We start from the raw sequence: 24,520 nt of genomic DNA on the forward strand, positions 1-24,520 counted from the left end.
CCGCGCACGCCGTCAGTCGGTTCGCCTGCGCAGCGTGAGGGTGCCGAGCATGAGGACCACCACGGCGAGGGCGGCGACGACGCCGAGATCGGCCCACGTGCCGTCGGCCACGGCCCCGCCCGTGCCCGCCTGCACGCCCGTCATCGCGTCGACGGCGTAGGACATCGGCAGCAGGTCGGAGAGGATCTCCGCCGCGCGCGGCATCGCCTCGCGCGGCACGAACAGTCCGCACAGGAGCAGCTGCGGGAGGATGAGGGCCGGCATGAACTGGACGGCCTGGAACTCGGTCCGGGCGAACGCGGAGACGGCGAGGCCGAGCGCGGTGCCGAGGAAGGCGTCGGTCAGGGCGACGGCGACGAGCGCCCACAGCGGTCCGCTCACCTCCAGGCCGAGCAGGCCGACGGCGAGCGCGATGACGAGCCCCGCCTGGACCACGCAGACGGCGAGGAACGCGAGTGCGTAGCCCACCAGGATGTCTCCCCGGCCGGTCGGCATGGCGAGGAGCCGCTCGAGGGTGCCGGCGGTCCGCTCGCGGAGCATCGTCACCGAGGTGACGACGAACATGACGATGAACGGCATGATCGCGATGAGGCTCGGGCCCAGGCGCTGGAACGTGGCACCGTCTCCGGCCTCCCCGAACACCCACCGCAGCAGGGCCAGGAGCAGGCACGGCACGAGCAGCATGAGCGCCACCGTCCGCGGGTCGCGACGCAGCTGGGTGAGCACGCGGCGCGAGACGGCGATCGTGGTCCCGGGGGTCACGCCGCCGCCTCCTCGACGAGCGCGAGGAACGCGTCCTCGACGGTGGCCGTGCCGGTGCGCTCCCTGAGCCCGGCCGGGGTACCGGTGGCCAGGAGCACGCCGTCGCGCACGAGAGCGATGCGGTCGCACCGCTCGGCCTCGTCCATCACGTGGCTCGAGACGAGCAGGCCGGCGCCGCCCGCGGCGAGCTCGCGGAACGTCTCCCACAGCGAGCGGCGCAGCACCGGGTCCAGGCCGACCGTCGGCTCGTCGAGGACGAGGACCGGCGGCCGGGACAGTAGGGCGGTGGCCAGCGAGACGCGGCCGCGCTGACCGCCGGACATCGAGCCGACCACCTGGTCGGCGGCCCCGGTGAGGCCGACGGCCGCGAGCGCCCGGTCGACGTCGTCGCGCCCGGCGCCGAGGACGGCCGCGAAGAAGGCGAGGTTCTCGGCCGCCGTGATGTCGTCGTAGACGGCCGGGGCCTGGGTGACGTAGCCGATCCGCCCCCTCAGGTCGGCGCCCCCGGCGGGGCGGCCGAGCACGTCGAGGCGTCCGGTCACGCGCCGCTGGACCCCGACGACGGCGCGCATGAGCGTCGTCTTCCCGCCGCCGGACGGGCCCAGGAGCCCGAGGATCTCCCCCGCGCGCAGCTCGAGGTCGACACCGCGCAGGACCTCCTTGCCGCCCCGGACGACCGACAGGCCCTCGGCCTCGACGACGACGTCGCCCGGGCCCGGCCTCCCGTCCCCGTTCCCGCCACGGCCCGACCTGGCCGTCCGACGCCCCGACCTGCCCTGCCCGGGTCCCGTCCCGCGCGCCGCTCCGCGCCCCGACCTGGCCGCCCCACGCCCCGTCCTCGTCATCGCGCACCTCCAATGATCAACGCTTGTTGACGTGACGGTACGCCTCGCCGCCACGCAGGTCAACGCTCGTTGATCTACAGTGGGACGATGGCCCGCCGCACCGCGCAGGAGAACCGCACGACGATCCGCGCCGCCGCCCGGGAGCTCTTCGCCGAGCAGGGCTACGACCGGGCGACGGTCCGGGCGATCGCCGCCCGGGCCGGCGTCGATCCCGCGGTCGTCATCCGCTCGTTCGGGTCGAAGGCGGACCTGTTCGCCGCCACCGTCGACGTCGAGCTCGGCATCGACCTCACCGGCGACGCCCCCACGACGCCCGATGAGATCGGCGAGCTCATCGCCCGCCACGTGCTTCGGCGCTGGGAGCAGGACGACGTCCTCCTCGTCCTCCTGCGCACCGCGGTCGAGCACGAGCCGGCGCGCGACCGGCTCGTCGAGGTGATGTCCGGCCAGGTCGTCCCGATGATCCAGCGGCTCGGCGTGCCCGCCGACGAGGCCCGGCTCCGCGCGACCCTCGTCGCCACCCAGGTGATCGGGCTCGCGATGGTGCGTCTGGTGGCACGCGTGGAGCCCCTCGCCTCGGCGAGCCACGACGACGTCGTCCGGTGGCTCGCGCCCACGTTCCAGAGGTACCTCACCGACCCGCTGTGAGCGCCGCGCGCACCGCACGCCGAACGGCCTGGGGGCCTCGCCGTCGTGGGGGGCACTACCGGGCGGTACGTCACCGGAGTCACGCTGCCCGTCGACGCCGGATACACGATCAAGCACTGACCTGCGCGGCGACCCCGGCCCGGGCACGGACGGTGCCCGTCCAGCGGTGCGTCTGCTCGGTGCGTCTGCGCGGCGCGTCTGCTCGGTACGCCGGCAGCTCAGGCCGGGAGGTACCCCTCCGCCTCGAGGGTGGCGCGCAGCTCGGCGACCTCCGCCTCGGTCGCGCCGACGAGCGGGAGGCGCACGGTGGGGTGCGGGATGCGCCCCCGCAGGTGGCTGGCGTGCTTCGACATGACGGCGCCCTGGCCGGTGCCCATGATCGCCGCGACGAGCGGCTTGACCCGGTGGGCGACGGCGCGCGCGCCCGGCAGGTCGCCGGCGTCGACCTCGCGGACCATCTCGACGTACTTCGCGGCGGCCACGTGGCCGACCACGGAGACGACCCCGGACGCCCCGTGGGCGAGCCACGCGAAGTTGAGCGCGTCGTCGCCGGAGTAGTACTCCAGCCCGGTGCGGGACATCGTCTCGAAGCCGGCCGGCACGTCGCCGGTGGCGTCCTTCACCGCGAGGATCTGCTCGTGCGCGGCGAGCCGGTCGAGGGTCTCCGGCTCGAGGCGCACGCCGGTGCGGCCGGGGATGTCGTAGACCATCACCGGCAGGTCGGTCGCCTCGGTCACGGCCACGATGTGCTGGTAGACGCCCTCCTGCGAGGGGCGGTTGTAGTACGGCGCGACGACGAGCAGGCCCTTGGCGCCGGAGCGCGCGGCGCCCTCGGCGATGCGTACCGCGTGCGCGGTGTCGTTCGAGCCGGCGCCGCCGATGATCATCACCCTGTCCCCGACGGCCTCCGTGACCGCCCGGACGAGCGCGTCCTTCTCGGGCTGGTGCGTCGTGGGCGACTCGCCCGTGGTGCCGTTGAGCACGAGGGCGTCGCACCCGTCCTCGACGAGGGCGACCGCGAGCGAGACGGCCGCGTCGACGTCGAGCTCGCCGTCGGGCGTGAACGGGGTCGCCATGGCGACGGACACCGAGCCGAAGCTGCGCGAGGGGTGGTAGGGCATCGTCATGCTGGAACGGTACCCGCGGCGGTACCCGGACGGCGGGAGCGCCGGGCTGAGCGCCGGGGCCCGATCTCACCGGCGACCACCGTCCGGCAGCCGCGCCGGCACGTTCGTGCTGATAACTTGGCCGACGTGACAGCAGCTTCCGCGGCCTCCTGCGCCGCTGTGACCAGGACGTCCCGCTAGCGGCGGGACGTCCCACCTCCTTACCTCGAGACGTCCAGCCGCTTCGTGATCAGACCGGAGCGGCACCTTCGTGCTGCTCGCACCCCCTGAGCAACGGAGTACCTGGTGACGTCACCACTTCCACCTTCACGCGGGCACGGCCCGTCCCCGGCACGCGCCTGGCTCGTCCTGTGCGCGATGTCGATGCTGCAGTTCTTCATCGCGGTCGACGTGACCGTGGTCAACATCGCACTGCCGTCGATCGGCGACGAGTTCGGTGTCGACGCTCGTGCCCTGACCTGGGTCGTGGTCGGATACACGGTCACCGGCGGCGGCCTGCTGATGCTGGGTGGCCGGCTCGGCGACCTGCTGGGCCGACGCCGCACGCTGCTGGCGGGCACGACCCTCTTCGGTGCCGCCTCGCTGCTGGCGGGGCTGGCCCCGTCCTTCGGGTGGCTGGTCGGCGCGCGCCTGCTCCAGGGCGCCGGCGAGGCGATCGCCCTTCCGGCGGCGATGGCCACCATCGTGCTGATGTTCCCCGAGGGGCCGCGCAGGTCGCGTGCGCTGAGCGTGTGGGCAGCCGTCGCCAGCTGCGGCCTCGTGCTCGGCCTCGTCCTGTCCGGGATCATCACCGCCCAGCTGGGCTGGCGGTGGGTCTTCCTCGTCTCGGTGCCCTTCATCCTCGTGGTGCTGGTGGCCGCGCTCGGCCTGGTCGAGCGCGACCGTCCCGTGTCCCGCGGCGCCGGGTCGATGGACGTCCCCGGGGCCGTGCTCCTGACCGCCGGCCCCTTGCTGTTCACCCTGGGGGTGATCGAGGCGGGCGAGCCCGGTGCACCCGCGTGGGTCGCTCCGGCAGCCCTGGTCGGGGCGGTGCTGGCCGGTCTCGCGTTCGTGCGGGTCGAGATGCGTTCGCCCGACCCTCTGCTGCCGCTGTCGTTCTTCGCCCACCGCGGCCGTGTGGCAGCGAACCTGACCACGATGCTGCTCAGCGGTGCGTTGTCGACCTCGTTCCTGCTGTTCACGTTCTATCTGCAGGACCGACTCGGCATCGGGCCCCTGGGCGCCGGCCTGACGATGCTCCCGCTGGCGGTCGCGCTCATCGTCTTCGCCACGCTCGTGCCCCGGCTGCTGGGCAGGTGGGGAGCGCGCGCCTGCGTGCTGGCCGGCCTCGGCCTGACCGCGGCCGCGATGGTCGTGATCGCCACGGTGGCGGCGGTTGATGCCGGTGCGGCGCCGACGGTCCTGGCGATGCTGCCGATCGCCGCGGGCATGGGCCTCGGCCTCGTGGGCCTGCAGTACGTCGCGGTCAGCGGCGTGACCGACGACGACGCAGGGACAGCCTCTGGAGTGCAGCGTGCGGCCGACCAGCTCGGCGGCTCCGCCGGCGTGGCGGTCTTCGTGGGCATCGGATTCGCGCCCGCGCTGCACGGCGGCGACCCGTTCGTGGTCGCCACAGCGCTGGCCGGGCTCGGCCTCCTGGTCGGCGCGCTGGTCGCCTGGCGGATGCCCGGACCTGCCACGGCCGTGCCGGCGCAGGAGGGGTGACGCGTGACCTCATAGGGTGGTTCGGTGAGCGACCACCACGACGACGTCCTGTCCTCCCTCGCGGCGGGCCGCACGCCCGAGGGGCTGCCGACGACCTCCCGCGGCGGGCCCGACGTGTCGGTACGGCCGACGATCCCCGCCGACGCCGACGACCTCGGCGCCATCCACACCACCACCATGCGGGCGGCCCTGGCGGCGGGGGCCGGGATCGCGGCCGACGACGAGGCGCTGTCCGTCATCGACCCCGGCGACCTGGCACTGGCCTGGGCGAACGCCGCCGCCGTGACCGAGCGCGGTCACCACGTGCTCACGGCTCTCGATGGCAAGGACGTCGTCGGGCTGGCGGCGATCGCCCCGGCCGCCCCGGCGACGCAGGACGAGGCCGAGCAGGCGGCGCAGGCTGGCGACGCTGCGCAGGCGGGAGACGCGGCGCAGGCGGCACAGGCGACACAGGCCGACGAGGCGCCGTCCGAGGCACTTCTGGCGGCGCGGCGCGGGACCCTGCTCGAGATCCTCGCCCTGGAGATCAGCCCAGGCGCCGAGCGGGTGGGGCACGGGTCCAGGCTCCTGGCGGCGTGCGCGGACCTCGCGCGGGACTCGGGCGCGACCGCGTTGTCGATCTGGGTGGTGCGCGGCGACGATCCTCGGCAGCGGTTCCTCGACGCCGCGGGCTTCGCGCCGACGGGCCGTCGCAGGGAGATCCCGGTCGGTTCCGCCGAGGCGGTCCAGGACGAGTGGTGGGCGACCCTCGGCAGCTGAGTCAGCAGCGGTCGTGGGCCGCGCACCCGGCGCGCCACCCGCTCACACGTCGAGCAGCGCGTCCAGCCCCCGGGTCAGCCCCGGCCGGCCGCCGATCTGCCGCGCGGCCAGCAGCACGCCGGGCATGAAGCTCGCCCGGTCGAACGAGTCGGTACGGATCGTCAGCTGCTCACCGGGGTTCCCCAGGAGGACCTCCTCGTGCGCGATGAGGCCCCGCAGCCGCACGGCGTGCACGTGCACGCCGTCGACGTTCGCGCCGCGCGCCCCGTCGGGGTCGGTCTCGGTGGCATCCGGGGAGTCCGCGAGCCCCGCCTCCCTGCGCGCCGCCGCGATCCCGCGCGCGGTGCTCAGTGCCGTCCCCGACGGCGCGTCGACCTTGTCGGGGTGGTGCAGCTCGACGACCTCGACGGACTCGAAGTACGCAGCGGCCTGCCGGGCGAAGGACATCGCCAGCACGGCGGACAGTGCGAAGTTCGGGGCGACGAGGACGCCCAGCGGCTCCTCCCCCGCGTCCGCACGCCGCTCGTTGACCTCGCTCACGTAGGTCTCGAGCTCGGCCAACGCCTCGTCGGTCCACCCGGTGGTCCCGACGACGGCGCTCGCTCCTGCGTCGAGGATCGCCCGGACGTTGTCCCGGCTCGCGCTCGGCACGGCGAACTCCACGGCGACCGAGGCGCCCGCCTCGCGCACGCCGGCCGCGACGTCGTCGCCGGCGTCCAGCTCGGCCACGAGCTCGAGGTCCTCCGCGGCGCGCACGGCGCCGACCACCTGCTGTCCCATGCGGCCCGCCGCCCCGACGACCGCCACCCGGATCGATTCACTCATGCGCGCCACGATACGAGTCGCGCGGTCATCGAGGGCAGGTTGCTCATGCCGCGGTGACGAACCAGTCCTCGTTGATCGTGAGGTTCGCGGCGCGGAAGAGCCCGAGCGCCGGGCAGCGCCGGCTCGAGGCGTCCTTGAGCTCCTCGACCTGTGCCTCGGTCGCGGAGGTCGTGAGCCGCACGGTGACGTCGAGAACCTGGATGTTCGGGGGCACGTCGGCGGTGCCGAGGAACCCGCGGGTGCCGAGGTGACCGTCGACGTCGATCTCGAGGGACTCGAAGGCGATCCCCAACTCGCCGGCCACGACCTCGACGACGACGGCGAGGCAGCCGGCCGTGCCGCCGACGAACAGGTCCATCGGCGACGGCGCGAGGTCCGTGCCACCGATCGCCTCGGGCTCGCCCGTGGCGTACTCGAAGTGCCGCGACGTGAGGTCGGTGTGCACGTTGCCGCGCCAGATGCCGCGGGCCGCGGGCACGGACTCGTGGCTCGCGGGGATCGTGGGGATCGTGGGGGCCTGGGCGTCGATCGTCGTGGTCATGCTGTCTCCTCGAAGCATCTCTCCCGGGCCGGTCGGCCTGGATGACCACCACGATCGCGAGGCCGGGCGGGACCCCGCCCGGCTGCTCCGGAACGTCCCACGATCTGGACGAGGGTGGGCCGGTGGAGCGAGCGCGGGCGTGAGGTCTGGCCGGGGCCGGCGCCGGGGCGCTAGCCGAGGAGCCCGTCCGCGGCATCGGGGGCGACCGGTCCCACGACCGTGGCCGCACGGTCGCCGGCGGCGATGAAGGCGGCCATGTCCGCCACGTCCCTCGCGGTCACGGCGTCGATGAGCTCGATGGTCGCGTCGATGGAGGTGAGTTCGCCGCGCACGATCTCGGCGTTGCCCAGGCGGGACATGCGCGCCCCGCTGTCCTCGAGCCCGAGCACGATCCCTCCGCGCAGCTGGCCCTTGGCACGCGCGAGCTCGGCCTCGGCGGGGCCGTCACCCGCGAGGTCGGCGAGCGTCCCGGCCAGCAGCCTGGCCACCTCGGGGACGGCGTCGGGCGCGCAGCCCGCGTACAGGCCCGCGTAGCCGGCCTCGGCGTACGAGGTCGACCACGCGTACGTGCTGTAGGCCAGGCCGCGGCGCTCGCGCACCTCCTGGAACAGGCGCGAGCTCATGCCGCCGCCGAGGATCGTCGTCGCGAGCGCCAGGGCCCACCGGCGCGGGTCGCCCGCGCGCAGGGCGGGTGCACCGATGACGACGTGCGCCTGCTCGGTGGCTCGCACGACCGTGACGGCACGCGGCTGCCCGGTCGGCTCCGACCCGGCCCGTTCCGACCCGGCATCGGACGTCACGGGCCGGCCGCGCGTCGGGTCGTGCGCGCTGCGTCGCGGCGCGGGCGCGGCCGACGCGTCGAGCTCCCAGCCGCCACGCCCGAGCAGCTCGGTGAGCCGCTCGCACAGCTCGTCGTGGTCGAGCGACCCGGCGGCCGTGAGCACGAGCTCGTCGCTGCGGTAGTAGGAGCGGTAGTGCTCGGCGACGACGTCCCGGGGCAGCGCTCGCACCGACTCCGGTGTGCCGCCGACGGGGCGGCCCAGCGGGTGCCCGCCGAGGACCGCGGTGGCGAACCGCTCGTGGGCGACGTCCTGCGCGTCGTCCTCGGCGGCCGCGAGCTCGTCGAGGATGACGCCGCGCTCGTTCTCGAGCTCGTCGGCGTCGAGCGTGGCCGAGGTGATCATGTCGGTGATGACGTCGAGCGCGAGGGGTGCGTCGTCGTCGAGGACGCGCGCGTGGTAGCAGGTGGACTCCTGGCCGGTCGCCGCGTTGGACTCCCCGCCGACGGCGTCGAACGCCTCGGCGATGTCCAGCGCGCTGCGCCGCGCGGTCCCCTTGAACAGCAGGTGCTCCAGCACGTGCGTGGAGCCGAGGTGCCCGCCGGTCTCGTCCCTCGCCCCGACGGCGATCCACGCACCGAGCGCCACCGAGCGCTGGCCGGGGACCTGCTCGGTGAGGACGCGCACGCCGCCGGGCAGGACGGAGCGCCGGGCGAGCGTGCCGCCGGCCTCCCAGCTCAGTTCGGTGCCCGGTGAGCCGGCCGGGGCGACGACGAGCGGCCGGGTCCCGCCGTCGCGTCCGCCGTCGACGCCGGATCCGCGGTCGGTCGTGGGCGCGGGGCCGGACGAGCGGTGGTCGGGGCGGGCGCCGGGCGTGCCGTCGGTGGTGATGCGGGGGTCGTGGGGCATCGATCAATCGTAGGCCGCGGCGCCGGCGCCCGGTCCCCCGTCGACGGAGCCGGGCCCTCCCGCCCGGTCCACGCACGACGACGGGGGCCGGGCCCTGAGGGGCCCGACCCCCGTCGGTGGTCGTGTCACGCGGTGCCGGTGGCCGACGCGCTCACTCGTGAAGCAGAACCGCGCTCACTCGCCAGGCAGAATCCCGCTCACTCGCGAAGCAGAATCCCGCTCACTCGTGAGACAGAATCCCGCTCACTCGTCGGAGTCGGCGGCCGAGCTGCGGGTCCGCGTGCGCGGGCGACGCTCGCGCGGCGCACGCTCCCGGCGGGCCGGCTTCTCGTCGGCGTCGGCGTCGGCCTCGGGCGTGGAGCCCTCGGCGCCGGCGGCCGGGCCGGACTCGTCGCCCTCGACCACGGCGTGCAGCGAGAGCTTGCCGCGCGGGTCGATCTCGGCGAGCTCGACCTGCACCTTGGCGCCCACCTGGAGGACCTCCTCGACGGAGTCGATCCGGCGGCCGCCGACGAGACGCTTGACCTGCGAGATGTGCAGCAGGCCGTCCTTGCCCGGCGTGAGCGAGACGAACGCGCCGAACGACGTGGTCTTGACGACCGTGCCGACGAACCGCTCGCCGACCTCCGGCATCTGCGGGTTGGCGATCGAGTTGATGGCCTGGCGCGCCGCCTCGGCGGACGGGCCGTCGACCGCACCGATGAACACGGTGCCGTCGTCCTCGATCGAGATGTCCGCGCCGGTGTCCTCCTGGATCTGGTTGATCATCTTGCCCTTGGGGCCGATGACCTCGCCGATCTTGTCGACCGGGACCTGGACGGTGATGATGCGCGGCGCCGTCGGGGCCATCTCGTCGGGGGCGTCGATCGCCTCGTTCATCACGTCGAGAATGAACAGCCGGGCGTCGCGGGCCTGGGTCAGCGCACCGGTGAGCACGGAGGCCGGGAGGCCGTCGAGCTTGGTGTCGAGCTGGATGGCGGTGACGATCTCGCGCGTGCCGGCGACCTTGAAGTCCATGTCGCCCTGCGCGTCCTCGGCGCCGAGGATGTCGGTGAGCGCCGCGTAGCGGGTCTCGCCGTCGACCTCGTCGGACATCAGGCCCATGGCGATGCCGGCCACGGGGGCGCGCAGCGGCACGCCCGCGTTGAGCATCGCGAGGGTCGACGCGCAGACGGAGCCCATCGACGTCGAGCCGTTGGAGCCGAGCGCCTCGGAGACCTGACGGATCGCGTAGGGGAACTCGGTGCGGCTCGGCAGGACCGGCACGAGCGCACGCTCGGCGAGCGCCCCGTGGCCGATCTCGCGGCGCTTCGGCGAGCCGACGCGCCCCGTCTCGCCCGTGGAGTAGGGCGGGAAGTTGTAGTGGTGCATGTAGCGCTTCTTGGTGACGGGCGACAGCGAGTCGATCTGCTGCTCCATCTTCAGCATGTTGAGCGTGGTGACCCCGAGGATCTGGGTCTCGCCACGCTCGAACAGCGCCGAGCCGTGGACGCGCGGCAGGACCTCGACCTCGGCCGAGATCGTGCGGATGTCCTTGAGCCCGCGGCCGTCCATGCGGATGCCCTCGGTGAGGACGCGCTTGCGCACGACCTCCTTCGTCACGGTGCGGTACGCGGCGGAGAGCTCCTTCTCGCGGCCCTCGAACTGCTCGCCGAGCGCCTCGAGCATCGCGGTCTTGATCTCGTCCTGGCGCGTCTCGCGGTCCTGCTTGCCGGGGATCGTGATGGCCTGCTGGACGTCGGCGAGGACGTGGCCCTCGACGGCGGTGAGCGCGTCGTCGGCGTAGTCCGGGAACAGCGGGAAGTCGCCGGTCGGCTTCGCGGTCGTGGCCGCGAGCTCGGACTGGGCGTCGCACAGGGCGCCGATGAAGGTCTTCGCGGCCTCCAGGCCCTGGGAGACGACCTCCTCGGTCGGCTTGGTGGCGCCCGCGGCGATGAGCTCGAAGACGTTGTCGGAGGCCTCGGCCTCGACCATCATGACGGCGATGTCGGCGCCGCCCTTGGTCTCGACCCGGCGGCCGGCGACCACCATCGAGAAGACGGAGCGCTCGAGCTCCGAGTAGCGCGGGAACGCGACCCACTGGTCCTCGACGAGGGCGACGCGCACCGAGCCGATCGGACCCGAGAAGGGCAGGCCCGCGATCTGGGTGGACATCGACGCGGCGTTCATGGCCACGACGTCGTAGGCGTCGTCCGGGTGGACGGAGAAGATGGTGCCGACGACCTGGATCTCGTTGCGCAGGCCCTTGACGAACGAGGGGCGCAGCGGCCGGTCGATGAGGCGGCAGGCGAGGATCGCGTCGGTCGAGGGGCGCCCCTCGCGGCGGAAGAACGCGCCGGGGATCTTGCCGGCGGCGTACTGGCGCTCCTCGATGTCGACGGTGAGCGGGAAGAAGTCGAAGTGGTCCTTGGGGTGCTTGCCGGCCGTCGTGGCGGACAGCACCATCGTCTCCTCGTCGAGGTAGGCGACGGCGGAGCCGGCGGCCTGGCGGGCCAGGCGTCCGGTCTCGAAGCGGACGGTACGGGTGCCGAAGCGGCCGTTGTCGATGACGGCCTCGGCCGCGGTGATCTCGGGTCCCTCCATGAGGGCCTCCTTGTCGGTCGTGCCGCGCCCGCCCCCGACGGTCATCGATCGAGGCCCACGGACGCTGCATCTCGCGCTTCCGGAGGCCACTACCGAGGACCGGACGAACGGCCTGGTGCGGCGGTGTGCTGCGGTGGATTCAGTTGTGTCGCGCTCTGTGTCGACGCCGTGCGTCGCAGAGCGGCCCCGGACCCCTGACGGGTCCGGGGCCGATGACGTCAGCGGCGCAGGCCGAGACGTGCGATGAGGGAGCGGTACCGCTCGATGTCCTCGGCGGCGAGGTACGCGAGCAGTCGCTTGCGCTGGCCGATGAGGAGCATGAGCCCACGACGCGAGTGGTGGTCGTGCTTGTGGCCCTTGAAGTGCTCGGTGAGGTCCTTGATCCGGCGCGAGAGCATCGCGACCTGGACCTCGGGGGAACCGGTGTCGCCCTCATGGGTCGCGTACTCGGCGATGATCTGCTGCTTGACGTCCTTCGAGAGGGCCATGTGTCTCCAGTTCGGTTCGTTGCACGGAGCTCCGGGGCATGTTCTCCCGGGCATGACGCGTCCGTGGCCGGCTTGACGGCAACGACCAGCCTACCAAGGCGGGGCGCCGGAGCCGGGTCGCAGGGCGTGACGCCGCACACCGCCGCGCGCCGTCACCCGCGCAGCAGCCCGCGCTCCCGGGCTCGGGCGACGGCGGCGGTCCGGCTGTCGACCCCGAGCTTGTCGTAGACGTGCGCGAGGTGGGACTTGACCGTGGCGCGGGACAGGAACAGGGCGCCGGCGATCTGGTCGTTGGACTCGCCGCGGGCGAGCCGGTCGAGCACCTCGAGCTCGCGGGGCGTGAGCGCCGTGCCGGGCGAGCGCATGCGCCCGACGAGCCGGGACTGCACCGAAGGGTCCAGGACCGTGCGGCCCTGGGCGGCGGCGCGCACGCCGGCCACGAGCTCCTCGGTGGGGGCGTCCTTGAGGAGGTAGCCGAGGGCGCCGGCGTCGAGCGCGGCGAGGATGTCCGACTCCGTGTCGTAGGTGGTGACCACGAGCACGGGTGGGCCGCCCGACTCGTGGACCCGGCGCGTGACCGCGGCGCCGTCGGGCCGCCCCGCGCCGAGCTGGAGATCCATGAGGACGACGTCGACGTGCTCCCCCGTCGCGAGCAGCGCGAGCAGGGCCTCGCCGTCGCCGACGTCGGCGACGACGTCGAGGTCCGGCTCGGCGTCGAGCACCGCGCGCAGGCCGGCGCGCACCACGGGGTGGTCGTCGACGAGGACGACGCGCAGGGTCGCCGCGTTCACAGCGGCACCACCGCGCCCACGGCCGTGCCGGACGACGGGGCCGACTCGACCGTCAACGTCCCGCCGACGGCGCGCAGCCGCTCGTGCATGCCGTCGAGCCCGGTCCCCCGGCCGCGCGGAGCGGCGGCGGGTCCGGCGTCGGGGACTGCGGCGGGGTCGGGGTCGGCTTCGGGGTCCACGTCCGACGTGGCCTCCCCGAGCGCTCCACCGTGCCGACCGTCGCGCAGACCGTCGCGCACCCCACCACGCACTCGTGCCGGGTCGAACCCGGTGCCGTCGTCGACGACGTCGAGCGCGACGGCCTCGCCGAGGTAGCTGAGCGTGACGTGGGCCGAGGAGGCGCCGGCGTGCTCGACGGCGTTCGCGAGCGCCTGCTGCGCCACCCGCCACAGGGCCTGCTCGACGGCGCCGGGCAGGGCCCGCTCGTCGCCGGTGACCGTGACGTCGACCCGGACGCCGCCGGCACGGGTGGTCTGCTCGGCGAGCCGGGCGACGGCGTCGTGCAGGCCCGTGCCGACCAGAGGCGAGGGCAGGTCGCGGACGAAGGCTCGGGCCTCGGCGAGGTTGTCCCGCGCGGCCGTGCGCGCGGTGTCGACCAGGTCCCGCGCCTTCGCGGTCTCCCCTGCGGCGAGCGCGCCGTCGGCGGCGCGCAGGACGAGCTCGACGGAGGCCAGGCCCTGGGCGAGGCTGTCGTGGATCTCGCGGGCCAGGCGCTGCCGCTCGGCGGCGACGACGGAGGCGCGCTCCCGCTCGGCCAGGACCTGCCGGGCGGCGACGAGGTCCTCGAGGAGCTCTCGGCGCTGGTCGGCCTCGGCGAGGACGGTGCGCACGCCGAGGACGACGCCGACGCACACCGCGGCGCCGAGCACCGGGCCGAGCACCGCCCCGACGCCCAGACCGTCGCGGCCGGCGCCGGCCACCACCGTGACGGCCGTGGTGACCGCGACCGCGACGACCCCGGCGAGAGTGGGCAGGACGTGCAGCTGGAGCAGGAAGACGGGGAAGGCGAGCCAGATCCCTTCGGTGCCCGCGAACCCGGCGGTGAGGGCGAGGCCGGTGAGGACGGCGACCCAGGCGACGGCGGCGCGCGGACGCACCGGTCGGGCGCCGGCCCGCTCGTGCACGACCGGACCGAGCGCGAGCCGTCCGACCACGTGCACGACGCCGAAGGCCAGGCCGTAGGGGGCGGCCTGCTCGCCGCGCCACACGACGAGCGCGGCCAGCACCAGGGCGAGGGCGTCGAGCCCGAGCTGCATGGCGCGGGCGGCACGTCGGCCGGGCGGCGCGGCAGGCGGCGCTGCGGGCAGGAGGGTCACCGCACCACAGTACGGACGCGGCCGCCGGGACGGATCGGCCAAAAGGTTGAGCGAGGCCTGCACCTCGCGGCGCCGACACCCGTCCCCTCCGGCCGATGTGTGCGCAGCGCTGCGGCGCGAGCCTGGAGCCTCGTCCGACCCGAGGAGCTTCCACCATGTTCGTCGCCTGGCGCGACCTGCGCTTCGCCTCCGGCCGCTTCGCCCTCATGACGGGCGTCGTCGTCCTCATCACCTTCCTCGTCACGTTCCTGTCGGCGCTGACGTCGGGGCTCGCCCGCGAGTCGACGTCGGCGATCGCGGACCTGCCCGCCGACCACCTGGCGTTCGGCTCCGAGGAGGAGCCGAGCTTCACGTCCTCCCAGGTCGACGCCGCGCAGTGGGAGACCCTCGCCGAGGCCGACGGCGTGGCGCAGACGGCGCCGCTCGGAGTCGCCACGACGCGGTCGTCGGTCGACGGCAGCACCGCGAGCGTCACCGTCCTGGGCGCCGAGCCGGGCTCGTTCGCCGTGCCGGACGGCGTCGACCTCGCGGACGGGTCGGTCTGGCTCTCCCCCGGTGCCGCCGAGGAGCTGGACGCCGGGGCGGGTGACACGCTGGCCGTCGCCGGTCAGGACCTCGACGTCGCGGGCGTCGCGGACACCGCCGCCAGCTTCTCCCACACGCCCGTGGTGTGGACGACGCTGGCCGACTGGCAGGCGGTCGGCTCCCCGGCGTCGACGGGCGGCGCAGGCGCGGGCGGCGGGGACCTCGTGGCCACCGTCGTCGCCCTGGAGACCGCGTCCGGCGCCGACCTCGCCGGTATCGACGCCGAGCTGGGGACCACCACCGTCTCCCGCGGCGACTCGCTGCAGGCGATCGGCTCCTACGCCTCGGAAAACGGCTCGCTGATGCTCATGCAGGGCTTCCTGTACGCGATCTCGGCGCTCGTGGTGGGCTCGTTCTTCACCGTCTGGACGATCAGCCGCTCCGACGACGTCGCCGTGCTCAAGGCCCTCGGCGCGTCGACCGGCTACCTCCTGCGCGACGCGCTCGGCCAGGCCGCCGTGCTCCTGCTCGCCGGGACCGTGCTCGGCTCCGGGCTCGCGACGCTCACCGCGTGGGCCATCTCCGACGTCATGCCGGTGGCCCTGGGGTGGACGACGACCGTGGTGCCCGTCCTCATCCTGGTGGTCCTCGGCCTGCTCGGCGCCGGGCTGTCGCTGCGCCGCATCGCGGCCGTCGACCCGCACGCGGCGCTCAACGCGTCCTGACCCGCCGCCCGGACCACACCGGCCCCCTCGCCGATACGCCCGCGACCGAAAGGTGCACGCCATGACCACCACCGGACTTCTCCTCGACCACGTCACGCTCTCCTACCCCGACGGCGACGGCCGGCTCACCGCCGTCGACGACGTCTCGCTGGTCGTCGCGCCGGGGACGACGACGGCGCTGCTGGGGCCGTCCGGGTCGGGGAAGTCGAGCCTGCTGGCGATCGCCGCCACGCTCACGCTCCCCGACTCCGGGCTCGTACAGGTGGGTCCGGCCGTGGTGACGGGCGCCGGCGCGACGCTCGGCGAGCCCGAGCGCGCCGAGCTGCGCCGCAGAAGCATCGGCATCGTCTTCCAGCAGCCGAAGCTGCTGCCGAGCCTGACCGCGCACGAGCAGCTCGTGGTGACCGCGCACATGCTGGGTGGGTCGCTGCCCGACGCGAGGGAGCGTGCGGCCGAGATGCTCGCGCGCGTCGGCCTGGAGCGGGAGCTGGGCCGCAGGCCGCACCAGCTCTCGGGCGGACAGCGTCAGCGGGTGAACATCGCGCGGGCGCTCGTCGGCGACCCGGCGGTGCTGCTCGTCGACGAGCCGACCTCGGCGCTCGACCACGAGCGGGGCACGCAGATCGTCGACCTCCTCACGGAGCTGACCCGGACCACCGGCGCCGCCACCCTGCTGGTGAGCCACGACGAGTCCACGCTCGGCAGCGTCGACGCCACCGTGCACATCGCCGACGGCCGCCTGGTCGAGCCGGCCCGCGCGGTGGCCTGAGGCGGCCGACGGGCCGCGTCCCTCAGGTGGCCGTGACGGCGTCGGGCGCGAGCTCGGGCGGGACCGGGACACCGAGGATGCCGGCCGCGTCCTCGACGTCGGCCCGCATCTGCGCCATGAGGGGTTCCATGCCGTCGAACGTGACCATGGGTCGCAGGTGCGCGACGAACTCGACGACGACCTCCTCGTCGTACAGGTCGAGGTCGGTGCGACCGAGCACGTGGGCCTCGACGGTGCGCTCGGTGCCCTGGAACGTGGGGTTGGTACCGACGGAGATCGCGGCCGGCAGCCGGGTGGCGCCGGTGTCCGCGGCACCCGGTGTGTCGAACGGTCCCGGCAGCAGCCAGCCGGCGTAGACGCCGTCGGCGGGGACCACGCCGAGGTCGTCGGGGGCGAGGTTGGCGGTCGGGTACCCGAGCGCGCGGCCGCGGCGGAACCCGCGCACGACGACGCCGCGCAGCCGGTGCGGCCTCCCGAGGATGCGGGCGGCCTGGTGGACGTCGCCGGCGGCCAGGGACTGCCGGATCCACGTGGACGACCACCGTCGGCCCGTGAGGTCGCAGGCGACCTCGGCGACGAGGACGAGCTCGATGCCCAGGCGGTCGCACAGGTCGTGCAGGACGTCGGCGTCGCCGGCGTTGTCGCGGCCGAAGCGGACGTCCTCCCCCACCACGAGGCAGGCGACCTCCAGGTCGCGCCGCAGGTAGTCCGAGACGAACTCCTCCGGGGTCGCGGACGCGAACTCCAGGTCGTAGTGCTGCACGAGGACCCCGTCGAGGCCGAGGGCGGAGAGCCGCTCGATGCGGTCGGCGGCGTTGGCGACGAGGACGAGATCGTCCTCGGGTCGGTGCACCTGGGCCGGGTGCGGGTCGAAGGTCAGCGCGACGGCCGGGAGGGAACGCTTCGCGGCCTCCTCGACGGTCGCCGCCAGCAGGGCACGGTGGCCGCGGTGGACGCCGTCGAAGACGCCGACCGTGAGGACGATCGGGCCGAGGTCGCGGGGGATCTCCTCGGAGTCGTGCCAGACCTGCACCGTTCGCCCTTCGTGTGCGCGCCCCGTCGCCGGGGACGACGCGTCGCGCCGCAGGGTCACTGTAGTTCGGGTGCAGCGCGGACCTCTCGGTCGGGAGGCGGCGAGGGCTCGGCCGTGGTGTCGCCGCCGGCCGGAGACGCATCGGGCCGACGGGCAACGGCCGAAGAGGCATCGCCCGGAGGGGCAACGGCCGAAGAGGCGTCGGCCGGAGGGCTGTCCGCCGACGCCGCGACCGGCACGCGGACGCGGCGTGGATGACCCGAGCTGCCGCCCGCGACCTGCCAGCGCCAGGCGGGCTCGGAGGGGGCGTCCCGGTGTGCGGGCTCGGAGGACTCGGCGACCTCCAAGAGGTCGGCCGCCTCGACCGGCACGCCGGCGCCTGCCGGGTCGACCGGCGCGTCGGTGCCTGCCGGGTCGACCGGCACGCCGGTGCCTGCCGTGCCGGCCCGTCCGTCGACCTCTTCGGTCCCGACGCCCCCGACCGGCTCCTCCGCGAGCGCCTCGCGCACGACCCGTCGGGGGTCGTAGCGCCGCACGGCGTCGCGCCACTCGTCGACGCTGAGCGGGACGCCGAGCTCGTTCTCTGTCCGGGTGCGCGTGGCCTCGACGGCGTCGCGCAGGCCGCGCACGACCTCGCCGAGCCTGGCCGCGTAGCCGGGGAGCCGTGACGGGCCGATGACCAGGCTCGCGACGACGAGCACCACGACGAGCTTCTCGAGGCTGAGGCCGCCGGTCATGCGTCACCTCCGGTGATCGTGGACCGCTGCCGGTCCGTGGCGAGCGCCTGCCTGGCGACGTGCCGGTCGTGGAGGAGGGCGACGAGGTAGGCGGCCCCGAACAGGGCGGCCATGGGGACGGCGACCAGGGCCATCGACAACAGGTCGGCGGCCGGCGTGACGAGGGCGCTGAACACGACGATGACGACCACGAGCAGCCGCCACGTGCGCGCGAGGAGCCGCGCGGGCAGGATGCCGAGGAGGTTGAGCACGACGACGCCCACCGGCACGGTGAACGCGACCCCGGTCGTGAGCACCACCTTGAGCACGAAGCTCACGTAGCCCGAGGCGTCCAGCAGCGTGAGGTCCTCGGTCGACGAGAGCTCGACGAGCACCTGCACCATGTGGGGGAACAGCAGCAGGCCGCCGGCGCACCCCGCGAGGAACAGCGGAAGGGCGGCGCCGAGCGAGGCGAGGACGTACCTGCGCTCTCGCCGCGTGAGGCCGGGCAGAAGGAAGGCGAGCGTCTCGAAGATCCAGACCGGCGCGGAGAGCACGAGACCGACGACGATCGCGAGCCGGACCTTGAGGTCGAACGCCCCGGTCAGGCTGGAGTAGTTGAGCGCGGTCACGCGGGTCTCGGTGAGCTCGACGAGCGGGGCCCGCACGAGGTCGAGGACCGGGTCGGCGAGGAGGAAACCGGCGCTCGTGCCGACCGTGAGGGCCGCCACCGAGCGGAACATCCGGGCACGTGCCTCGCGCGCGTGGCCCGCGAGCGGCATCCGACCGTTCGTCGCCGCGTCGACGGCGCTCACGGCTGGACGGCGCCATCGGCTGCCCCGTCGCCGGACGTCTCCTCGTTCCCCACCTCCTTCTTGAGGATGCGCACGGACTGGCCGACGCTACGGGCGAGCGCCGGCAGCTTCGAGGCGCCGAAGAGCAGGAGGATCGTGGCGAGGATGATGAGGGCGTGCCAGCCCGTGAGGTTGCGGAGCATGTCGGGGTCTCGCTTTCACGTGGTCGGGTCGGTGGGGCGGTGAGGTCGGGCCGGAACGCGTCGGACCGGTGGGGGCGGGGCTCGTCGGACCGGTCGAGCCGGAACGTGTCGGACCGGGGGGACGGGGCTGGTCGGACAGGCGCGTGCAGCGACGAGGACGCGTCAGGACCGGTCGGTCGACGCCTCACCGGCCGGTGGTTCACCCGGCGTACCGCCTGGAGGAGTACCGCCAGGCCCGCCGTCGCCCGTCCCGTCGGGCATGGTCGCGCCGTCGGGCATGGTCCCGCCGTCGGGCATGTCTCCGCCGGGACCGCCCTCGCCGCCGCCGGTCGGCTCCGTCGTGGTGTCCACCCGCGCGACGAGGGCGGCGATGTAGCCGGTCTCGAGGTCCCCGGAGATCGTGGGCATCTGCAGCTCCTCGGCGTCGTCCCCGAAGATGCCGTCGGTCGCGAGGGTGATCCCCGCGAGGTTCTGCGCCGAGCCCGCGTAGGCGTCGAGGGCGTAGATGTCGCCGAGGATCGCCTCGGGGACGGCGATCTGCGAGGTGGCGATCGCGTGGGCCGCGTCGGTGATCGAGTCGACGTCGGGGTAGACCTCGAAGTGGATGTGCGGCCAGCGCCCGGCGTAGCAGCCGGGGACGATCGACGTGAAGGTGACCTCGCCGTCGGCGTTCGCGACCTGGACGCCGCGCAGCCAGGTGTCGTCCTCGACGCCGGAGGAGTACATCGAGTACTCGCCGAGGCCGTTGCAGTGCCAGGCGTAGACGGCGGCGCCCTCGAAGGGCACGTCGTCGTTCACCATGTCGGTGACGCGGATGGTGAAGGCGAGCGGGACGCCGTCGACCGGGTCGGTCTCGCCGATGTTGGAGCGGATGTCCGAGCGGACGATGCCGGCCTCCTCGAGGACGTCGGGGCCGTTGGAGCCGTCGCCCGGGTACGGGCCGGCGGTCTCGTCGGGGATCTCGGCGGACGGCAGGCCGGTCGTCGTGCCCGTGGAGCTCGCGCCGTCGGTCGCGCTTCCCGCCGCGCCGGCCGAGCCGGTCTCGCCCGTGCCCGACGTCGACGAGCCGGACGGTGAGCACGCCGCAAGGAGCGTGGCACCCGCTCCGGCGCCCACCAGCGTGAGGACGTGCCGGCGGCTGAGCAGGGTGCCGACGTCGAAGCCCACCCCCTGGTCGACGACCTCGTCGTCGGGGCGGACGAGGAGCCTGCCCTCGTAGGCGGGCCCGTCGGGCGTGGGGATGGGTTCGGGAGCGCCGGTGGCCATGGTCGATCTCCTTCTCGAGGCGGGGACCGCGGTCGGCCCCGGTGTGAGGCACACGTTCCAGGACCACGCTGGGAGCACGCTCGCGGCGGTCTGCCGAGTTCCTGGACGTTCGCTGGCCACCGGTGGGGAGTTGTCTGGGCGTTACCTGGGAGGGCCGGCTCGGCTCGTTCGGCCGTGTCGTCCGACCGCGCCAGGCGCGCCCGGTGGCGCGCGCCGATAGCGTGGACACATGCGCGTCACCCATCTCGGCCACGCCTGTCTGCTCGTCGAGTCCGCGGGACGCCGGGTGCTCGTCGATCCCGGCACCCTGTCCCCCGCCTTCGACGACGTCACGGACCTCGATGCCGTGCTGGTCACCCACGTCCACCGCGACCACCTCGACGTCGATCGCGTCCCCGCCCTGCTCGCCGCCAATCCGCGCGCGGTCCTGCACGCGGACCCGGCGTCCACCGAGGCGTTGCGGCGGACCGGTCTGAGCGCCGCGAGCCCGCTCGAGCCGGGTGGCGAGCTGGCGATCGGTGACCTGCGGGTGCGCGTGGTGGGCGAGCTGCACGCCCACGCCTTCGACTCGGTGGAGCGGGTGCCGAACGCGGGGCTCGTCATGTCCGCCGACGGCGAGCCCACGCTCTTCCATCCCGGAGACGCGCTCGATGCGGAGCCGGGCGCGGTGGACGTCCTCGCGCACCCGCTGTCCGCGCCGTGGGCGGCGTCCCGGGACGGTGTCGAGTTCGTCGGGCGCATCCGGCCGCGGGCGGTGGTGCCGATCCACGACGCGCTGCTCAGCGACGCGGGGCGCGGGCTGTACGGGGCGCACGTCCGGCAGCTCACCGACCTGCCGGACCTGGAGTACGTGGACCTGGGTCCCGGCGAGTCGAGCGAGCTGTGAGCGGGCCGGGGACGGGGGCGGGCATGGGCACCGTCGACCCGGCGTCGTGGCACGCGGTCCCTACCCCGGCCGAGCTGCTCGACGCCGTGCGCGACGCGGCGGCACAGATCTGCGACTACCTCCTCGGGGTCTCGGGCGCGGCGGCGGAGCGCGAGCTCAAGCGCGACGCGCACGACATCGTCACCGTCCACGACCGCCGCAGCGAGGAGATCGCGATCGAGGTGCTGCGCCGGCATGTGCCCGACGCGCGGATCCTCGGCGAGGAGGGAGGTCTCGACGTCGTCGGGGGCGGTCCGGTCCCGCCCCGGTACCCGACGCCGCCGGGCGTGGTGACGTTCGTCGTCGACCCGATCGACGGCACGTCGAACTTCGCGGCGGGCGTCCCGGTCTACTGCACGTCGATCGCGGCGCAGGTGGGGGACGAGACGGTCGCCGCCGTGGTGCGGATCCCCGAGCTCGGGCTCGAGGTCTTCGCCAGCGACGAGGACTGCCACGTCCAGGCTCATCCGCTCGACGGGAGCCCGACGACGTCGCGACCCGAGCGCGCGCCCGGGCCGGTCGAGAGGTCGGACATCGAGTGCGTCGTGTCGTCGGGGTATCCGGGGGTGAGCGACCTGGCGCACCCGGCGACGGCCGCGCACCACGCCCAGCTGCTCACCACGGTGACGGCGCTGCGGTCGCTCGGCGCGGGGGCCGCCGAACTCGCGCTCGTCGCCGCGGGACGCCTGGACGCGACCTTCGGCCTGCGGACGACCCCGTGGGACGTGTCCGCGGGCGCTCACCTCGTGCGGGCGGCGGGCGGCGTCGTCGATCATCTCGAGCTCGACGGCGACGCCGACGCCCCGGAGATCCACCGGCCCGGATACCTGGCGGTCGGCCCGGGCCGATCGATGCCGGGGCTCGCGGCGATCCTCGACCAGATCGGGGCTGAGCGGGTCGCGGCGGCTCGCACCACGGGGACGCACGGGCCCCCCTGATCGGTGGACGGGAGGCGGCGCATGCTGCCTGGTGCTTCACGGTCAGCAGCGCGCCCTGCCTATGGCTCGGGGGCGGGCTCGTCCCCACCCGGCGGCGGCTCGCCGAGTCGTCGGACCCGCGCCGCGACGCGTTCCCCCAGCTGTTCGTGCTGCTCCTTGGTCATCGACGGTGGCATCGGTCGGATCCGATAGGGGAACGGCGATCTCGGCACGCTGTACCGGTGGCCGGTGGGGGTCCAGACGTCGAGCCGGTCCCCGTCGGCGCGGAGCCGGTGCCGCCAGCCGGGATTCTGCTTCGCGTAGTTGTGCGCCGCGCACAGCCCGGAACCGTTGCGGAAGCTCGTGGCTCCACCCTCGGCGTGGGGCACCGCGTGGTCGACGTGCTCGGCCGGTGCGTCGCAGTAGGGCTCGGTGCACCCGTCGTCGCGCATGAGGACGAGCCGGCGGAGCTGGCCGCCGAACGTGCGTCGCTGCGACTCCATGCTCACCACACCACCGGTGGCCGGGTCGGTCCAGAGACGTCGGAACCAGACCCTGGCGGACTCGCGGACCTCGTCCCGGGCGACCTGCGCGGACAGCGGCCCCTGGCCGGGCAGCCACGCGGGCTCGTCCCCACCTGCGAGCGTCCGATCGGTCATGACGATCGTGAGGTCGACGTCCCGCGGCTCGCTCGCGGAGGCGCCCGTGACGTGCTCGACGAGAAGGTCCGCCGCCACCTGCGCAGCGCTCCGCTCCTCCGCCCCGCCGGCGTTGACGATCGTGGCCGCCTGGGTGTGCAGCGAGGCGTGGACCCGGACGGCCTCGATCATCGGCAGGTACGCGGTGAGGTAGGCCATCGAGCCGTCGGCCGGCCGCACGCTCACGCGGCGGCTGTTCCGCTCCCGTCGGTGCCGGAGCTGCGCGGCCTGGTCGTCCAGCTCGTGCGCCTTCTTGCGGGCGTGGTTCTGCACCTGCTTGTCGCCCCAGGTCGGCAGGTCGTCCGCCAGCGCCGCGTCGACACGTCGCCGGTCCTCGACGGACAGGCCGGCCGTCTCACGGGCGAGGATGGTCGCGCGCCACTCGGAGACGAGCCCCTGGCTCATGAGCGCGAGCGTGCACGGCAGCTCGTGGACGAGAGCCTGCGCAAGTCCGAGGTGGCGTGATCCGCGGCCCACCGTCTCCCTGCGGGCGAGGGCCACCTCGGCGGCCAGCCCCTTGCCCCGCTCCTCGAACGGGACGCCACGCTTCACCTCCGCCTCCCCGCGCACCCGGGCGAGCTCCGCCGCCGCGAGAGCCTGCCCGGCCGCGCTCGCCGCCTTGACCTGCTCGAGGAGCTGAATGTGGTCCACCGCCTCGCGCTCGGTCGCGAACGAGGGCCGCACGAGCGCAGAGAGCAGGTCCGGCAGGTCCGGCAGGTCGGGCAGGTCGGACAGGTCTGGGACGTCAGGCAGGTCCGGCAGGCCCGATACATCTGTGCGGCCAGTCGGGGCATCGGCGCTCTGGCCCGGGCCCATGTCCGACTCGTTCGCCTCGTCCGATCCGGCCACCAGGGCCTCGGGGCTCTCCGGGACCGGCGCGGCCAGCAGCTCATCAAGTTCACGGGAGGACGCTCGATGGTCCTCCCCGCCGCGAGGCGGGACGTCCGGCACCGACTCTCCGCCAGCGGCGGGGTGACCGGCCCCGTGCGTGCCCAGATCGTTCAGCGTCATCGTCGACACCTCCCCCGAGGTCCTCAGGCCGTCCCGCGCCTCGTGCGGCGGGCCGGTGCAGCGACCGAACGACGTTCGATCTGCACCCAGGCTACGAGGGACCACTGACATCGACAGGCCCACCGGACGCACCTGTGGACGGCCATGACCTGGGCGGACATGTGGAAACGTCGTGGCACCGAACGACGTCGTGCAGAGGCATGCCATCGAGGCACGACGGGCAGTCGTGGTGCCGAAGGTCGACCACCACCGACTCGCGGCTCCCGGCGCGGACAGACGTCAGATCACGGTCGCAAGATCCGACTCGAGCGCCGTCGCCCGACGCAGCAGAGCGCGCATGACGACGATCAGCAGCGCCACTCCGACGCCGAGAACGACGAGACACAGCAGCGCCAGGGCGATCGCAGGGCTGCCCTGACCGAGGACGACGGTCAGGTAGACGAAGACCCCGGTGACAAGGACGGTGGCCGTCACGACGGACCCGATGACGGCGTCGACCCAGCGAGAGGCCGAGCCCGCGAAGATCTCGTCCGACCGGACGAGGTCGAGCAGCCGCCAGACGGCCACGAGCGCCACCTGCACGCAGGCGACCACCGCGATCCACACGACGAGCATCGGGACGCGCAGGAAGGCGACGTCCGGGGCCAGACGGACGAACTCGGTTGCCATGGCCGGCAGGATCCAGACCTGCGCAGCGACGCTTCCAAGTCCGACTACGACCAGTACCGCCTTCAGTCCGCCCACGATCCCGGCGCCCATCACCGCACCCCCGAGCCCACGACAACCTATCGACTACCGATACCTGCAGCGTAGGCGTCAACCTATCGATCGTCAATCGATCGGTTCGCCAGTCCTCGTCGG

24 protein-coding genes are annotated in these 24,520 nt (G+C 74.1%); 7 read left to right on the forward strand and 17 right to left on the reverse strand.

Annotated features, from left to right (window positions below; translation table 11 throughout):
- Window positions 1-12 precede the first annotated feature (12 nt).
- Window positions 13-762, reverse strand: a complete 750-nt coding sequence (locus tag ACPYO4_RS08270; protein WP_425708744.1) for an ABC transporter permease — start codon at window positions 760-762, stop codon at window positions 13-15.
- Entirely contained in the window at window positions 759-1,607 is an 849-nt protein-coding gene (gene ccmA / locus ACPYO4_RS08275) for a heme ABC exporter ATP-binding protein CcmA (RefSeq protein WP_425708745.1), read from the reverse strand. Before ccmA ends, ACPYO4_RS08270 begins: the two co-directional genes overlap by 4 nt.
- Window positions 1,608-1,694: 87 nt before the next feature.
- Here ccmA and ACPYO4_RS08280 point away from each other — a divergent pair, with 87 nt between their 5' ends.
- Window positions 1,695-2,255 carry a TetR family transcriptional regulator gene (locus ACPYO4_RS08280; protein ID WP_425708746.1) on the forward strand — a complete coding sequence of 187 codons (561 nt, stop codon included), beginning with the start codon at window positions 1,695-1,697 and terminating at the stop codon, window positions 2,253-2,255.
- A 218-nt stretch (window positions 2,256-2,473) separates the two neighbouring features.
- Here the strand turns inward: ACPYO4_RS08280 and dapA are convergent, their stop codons facing one another.
- Entirely contained in the window at window positions 2,474-3,382 is a 909-nt protein-coding gene (dapA, locus tag ACPYO4_RS08285; RefSeq protein WP_425708747.1) for a 4-hydroxy-tetrahydrodipicolinate synthase, read from the reverse strand.
- Between the two features lie 357 nt (window positions 3,383-3,739).
- On the opposite strand from dapA, the gene ACPYO4_RS08290 reads away from it, so the two are divergent.
- Window positions 3,740-5,086 (forward strand): MFS transporter, encoded by a 1,347-nt coding sequence (locus ACPYO4_RS08290; protein WP_425708748.1) that lies wholly within the window; start codon window positions 3,740-3,742, stop codon window positions 5,084-5,086.
- A 24-nt stretch (window positions 5,087-5,110) separates the two neighbouring features.
- Entirely contained in the window at window positions 5,111-5,845 is a 735-nt protein-coding gene (locus ACPYO4_RS08295) for a GNAT family N-acetyltransferase (protein WP_425708749.1), read from the forward strand.
- 42 nt (window positions 5,846-5,887) lie between these two features.
- On the opposite strand, the gene dapB is transcribed toward ACPYO4_RS08295, so the two are convergent.
- The 7 genes from dapB to ACPYO4_RS08330 form a co-directional block, all read right to left on the reverse strand.
- A complete protein-coding gene (dapB, locus tag ACPYO4_RS08300) occupies window positions 5,888-6,670 on the reverse strand; it encodes a 4-hydroxy-tetrahydrodipicolinate reductase (RefSeq protein ID WP_425708750.1) in 783 nt (260 codons plus the stop codon).
- A gap of 43 nt (window positions 6,671-6,713) precedes the next feature.
- On the reverse strand, window positions 6,714-7,211 hold the full coding sequence (locus ACPYO4_RS08305) for an OsmC family protein (RefSeq protein WP_425708751.1): 498 nt from the start codon (window positions 7,209-7,211) through the stop codon (window positions 6,714-6,716).
- Window positions 7,212-7,381: 170 nt separating this feature from the next.
- The gene (locus tag ACPYO4_RS08310) at window positions 7,382-8,899 is read right to left on the reverse strand and encodes a M16 family metallopeptidase (protein WP_425708752.1); all 1,518 of its coding nucleotides are present in this window, start codon (window positions 8,897-8,899) and stop codon (window positions 7,382-7,384) included.
- A gap of 243 nt (window positions 8,900-9,142) precedes the next feature.
- Entirely contained in the window at window positions 9,143-11,482 is a 2,340-nt protein-coding gene (locus tag ACPYO4_RS08315) for a polyribonucleotide nucleotidyltransferase (RefSeq protein WP_425708753.1), read from the reverse strand.
- 218 nt (window positions 11,483-11,700) lie between these two features.
- Window positions 11,701-11,970, reverse strand: coding sequence for a 30S ribosomal protein S15 (gene rpsO / locus ACPYO4_RS08320; RefSeq protein ID WP_425708754.1), 270 nt, complete (start codon window positions 11,968-11,970; stop codon window positions 11,701-11,703).
- A 152-nt stretch (window positions 11,971-12,122) separates the two neighbouring features.
- The gene (locus tag ACPYO4_RS08325; RefSeq protein ID WP_425708755.1) at window positions 12,123-12,761 is read right to left on the reverse strand and encodes a response regulator; all 639 of its coding nucleotides are present in this window, start codon (window positions 12,759-12,761) and stop codon (window positions 12,123-12,125) included.
- Window positions 12,758-14,077 (reverse strand): sensor histidine kinase, encoded by a 1,320-nt coding sequence (locus ACPYO4_RS08330; protein WP_425708756.1) that lies wholly within the window; start codon window positions 14,075-14,077, stop codon window positions 12,758-12,760. Before ACPYO4_RS08330 ends, ACPYO4_RS08325 begins: the two co-directional genes overlap by 4 nt.
- A 155-nt stretch (window positions 14,078-14,232) precedes the next feature.
- Here ACPYO4_RS08330 and ACPYO4_RS08335 point away from each other — a divergent pair, with 155 nt between their 5' ends.
- Together ACPYO4_RS08335 and ACPYO4_RS08340 are read left to right on the forward strand one after the other, a co-directional pair.
- Window positions 14,233-15,327: an ABC transporter permease gene (locus ACPYO4_RS08335; protein ID WP_425708757.1), complete on the forward strand. Its 1,095-nt coding sequence runs from the start codon at window positions 14,233-14,235 to the stop codon at window positions 15,325-15,327.
- A 61-nt stretch (window positions 15,328-15,388) separates the two neighbouring features.
- The gene (locus tag ACPYO4_RS08340) at window positions 15,389-16,096 is read left to right on the forward strand and encodes an ABC transporter ATP-binding protein (RefSeq protein WP_425708758.1); all 708 of its coding nucleotides are present in this window, start codon (window positions 15,389-15,391) and stop codon (window positions 16,094-16,096) included.
- Between the two features lie 22 nt (window positions 16,097-16,118).
- On the opposite strand, the gene ACPYO4_RS08345 is transcribed toward ACPYO4_RS08340, so the two are convergent.
- The 5 genes from ACPYO4_RS08345 to ACPYO4_RS08365 form a co-directional block, all read right to left on the reverse strand.
- A complete protein-coding gene (locus ACPYO4_RS08345; protein ID WP_425708759.1) occupies window positions 16,119-17,129 on the reverse strand; it encodes a bifunctional riboflavin kinase/FAD synthetase in 1,011 nt (336 codons plus the stop codon).
- Window positions 17,130-17,185: 56 nt separating this feature from the next.
- Window positions 17,186-17,866: a twin-arginine translocase TatA/TatE family subunit gene (locus ACPYO4_RS08350; protein WP_425708760.1), complete on the reverse strand. Its 681-nt coding sequence runs from the start codon at window positions 17,864-17,866 to the stop codon at window positions 17,186-17,188.
- On the reverse strand, window positions 17,863-18,660 hold the full coding sequence (gene tatC, locus ACPYO4_RS08355; protein WP_425708761.1) for a twin-arginine translocase subunit TatC: 798 nt from the start codon (window positions 18,658-18,660) through the stop codon (window positions 17,863-17,865). Before tatC ends, ACPYO4_RS08350 begins: the two co-directional genes overlap by 4 nt.
- Complete coding sequence (gene tatA, locus ACPYO4_RS08360) at window positions 18,657-18,842, reverse strand: twin-arginine translocase TatA/TatE family subunit (protein WP_425708762.1); 186 nt, start codon at window positions 18,840-18,842, stop codon at window positions 18,657-18,659. Before tatA ends, tatC begins: the two co-directional genes overlap by 4 nt.
- 162 nt (window positions 18,843-19,004) lie before the next feature.
- Window positions 19,005-20,108, reverse strand: a complete 1,104-nt coding sequence (locus tag ACPYO4_RS08365; protein ID WP_425708763.1) for a 3,4-dioxygenase subunit beta — start codon at window positions 20,106-20,108, stop codon at window positions 19,005-19,007.
- Window positions 20,109-20,337: 229 nt separating this feature from the next.
- Here ACPYO4_RS08365 and ACPYO4_RS08370 point away from each other — a divergent pair, with 229 nt between their 5' ends.
- Complete coding sequence (locus ACPYO4_RS08370; protein WP_425708764.1) at window positions 20,338-20,994, forward strand: MBL fold metallo-hydrolase; 657 nt, start codon at window positions 20,338-20,340, stop codon at window positions 20,992-20,994.
- A gap of 23 nt (window positions 20,995-21,017) precedes the next feature.
- A complete protein-coding gene (locus tag ACPYO4_RS08375) occupies window positions 21,018-21,971 on the forward strand; it encodes an inositol monophosphatase family protein (RefSeq protein ID WP_425708765.1) in 954 nt (317 codons plus the stop codon).
- A gap of 59 nt (window positions 21,972-22,030) precedes the next feature.
- Here ACPYO4_RS08375 and ACPYO4_RS08380 read toward each other — a convergent pair whose 3' ends face one another.
- Both ACPYO4_RS08380 and ACPYO4_RS08385 read right to left on the reverse strand, forming a co-directional pair.
- Window positions 22,031-23,659 (reverse strand): HNH endonuclease, encoded by a 1,629-nt coding sequence (locus ACPYO4_RS08380; protein WP_425708766.1) that lies wholly within the window; start codon window positions 23,657-23,659, stop codon window positions 22,031-22,033.
- 279 nt (window positions 23,660-23,938) lie between these two features.
- Window positions 23,939-24,328: a DUF2975 domain-containing protein gene (locus ACPYO4_RS08385; protein WP_425708767.1), complete on the reverse strand. Its 390-nt coding sequence runs from the start codon at window positions 24,326-24,328 to the stop codon at window positions 23,939-23,941.
- Window positions 24,329-24,520: the final 192 nt, after the last annotated feature.

Origin of the sequence: Georgenia sp. Z1491 (genome assembly GCF_049856175.1) — a bacterium.
GTDB lineage: Bacteria > Actinomycetota > Actinomycetes > Actinomycetales > Actinomycetaceae > JB111.

What these genes read in the sequence shown, in the direction of transcription:
- ccmA (WP_425708745.1), bottom strand. Translation starts at nt 1,607, where the DNA reads ATGACGAGGACGGGGCGTGGGGCGGCCAGGTCGGGGCGCGGAGCGGCG.
- ACPYO4_RS08280 (WP_425708746.1), top strand. Translation starts at nt 1,695, where the DNA reads ATGGCCCGCCGCACCGCGCAGGAGAACCGCACGACGATCCGCGCCGCC.
- dapA (WP_425708747.1), bottom strand. Translation starts at nt 3,382, where the DNA reads ATGACGATGCCCTACCACCCCTCGCGCAGCTTCGGCTCGGTGTCCGTC.
- ACPYO4_RS08290 (WP_425708748.1), top strand. Translation starts at nt 3,740, where the DNA reads ATGTCGATGCTGCAGTTCTTCATCGCGGTCGACGTGACCGTGGTCAAC.
- dapB (WP_425708750.1), bottom strand. Translation starts at nt 6,670, where the DNA reads ATGAGTGAATCGATCCGGGTGGCGGTCGTCGGGGCGGCGGGCCGCATG.
- ACPYO4_RS08305 (WP_425708751.1), bottom strand. Translation starts at nt 7,211, where the DNA reads ATGACCACGACGATCGACGCCCAGGCCCCCACGATCCCCACGATCCCC.
- ACPYO4_RS08310 (WP_425708752.1), bottom strand. Translation starts at nt 8,899, where the DNA reads ATGCCCCACGACCCCCGCATCACCACCGACGGCACGCCCGGCGCCCGC.
- ACPYO4_RS08315 (WP_425708753.1), bottom strand. Translation starts at nt 11,482, where the DNA reads ATGGAGGGACCCGAGATCACCGCGGCCGAGGCCGTCATCGACAACGGC.
- rpsO (WP_425708754.1), bottom strand. Translation starts at nt 11,970, where the DNA reads ATGGCCCTCTCGAAGGACGTCAAGCAGCAGATCATCGCCGAGTACGCG.
- ACPYO4_RS08335 (WP_425708757.1), top strand. Translation starts at nt 14,233, where the DNA reads ATGTTCGTCGCCTGGCGCGACCTGCGCTTCGCCTCCGGCCGCTTCGCC.
- ACPYO4_RS08340 (WP_425708758.1), top strand. Translation starts at nt 15,389, where the DNA reads ATGACCACCACCGGACTTCTCCTCGACCACGTCACGCTCTCCTACCCC.
- ACPYO4_RS08350 (WP_425708760.1), bottom strand. Translation starts at nt 17,866, where the DNA reads ATGACCGGCGGCCTCAGCCTCGAGAAGCTCGTCGTGGTGCTCGTCGTC.
- tatA (WP_425708762.1), bottom strand. Translation starts at nt 18,842, where the DNA reads ATGCTCCGCAACCTCACGGGCTGGCACGCCCTCATCATCCTCGCCACG.
- ACPYO4_RS08365 (WP_425708763.1), bottom strand. Translation starts at nt 20,108, where the DNA reads ATGGCCACCGGCGCTCCCGAACCCATCCCCACGCCCGACGGGCCCGCC.
- ACPYO4_RS08370 (WP_425708764.1), top strand. Translation starts at nt 20,338, where the DNA reads ATGCGCGTCACCCATCTCGGCCACGCCTGTCTGCTCGTCGAGTCCGCG.
- ACPYO4_RS08375 (WP_425708765.1), top strand. Translation starts at nt 21,018, where the DNA reads ATGGGCACCGTCGACCCGGCGTCGTGGCACGCGGTCCCTACCCCGGCC.
- ACPYO4_RS08380 (WP_425708766.1), bottom strand. Translation starts at nt 23,659, where the DNA reads ATGACGCTGAACGATCTGGGCACGCACGGGGCCGGTCACCCCGCCGCT.
- ACPYO4_RS08385 (WP_425708767.1), bottom strand. Translation starts at nt 24,328, where the DNA reads ATGGCAACCGAGTTCGTCCGTCTGGCCCCGGACGTCGCCTTCCTGCGC.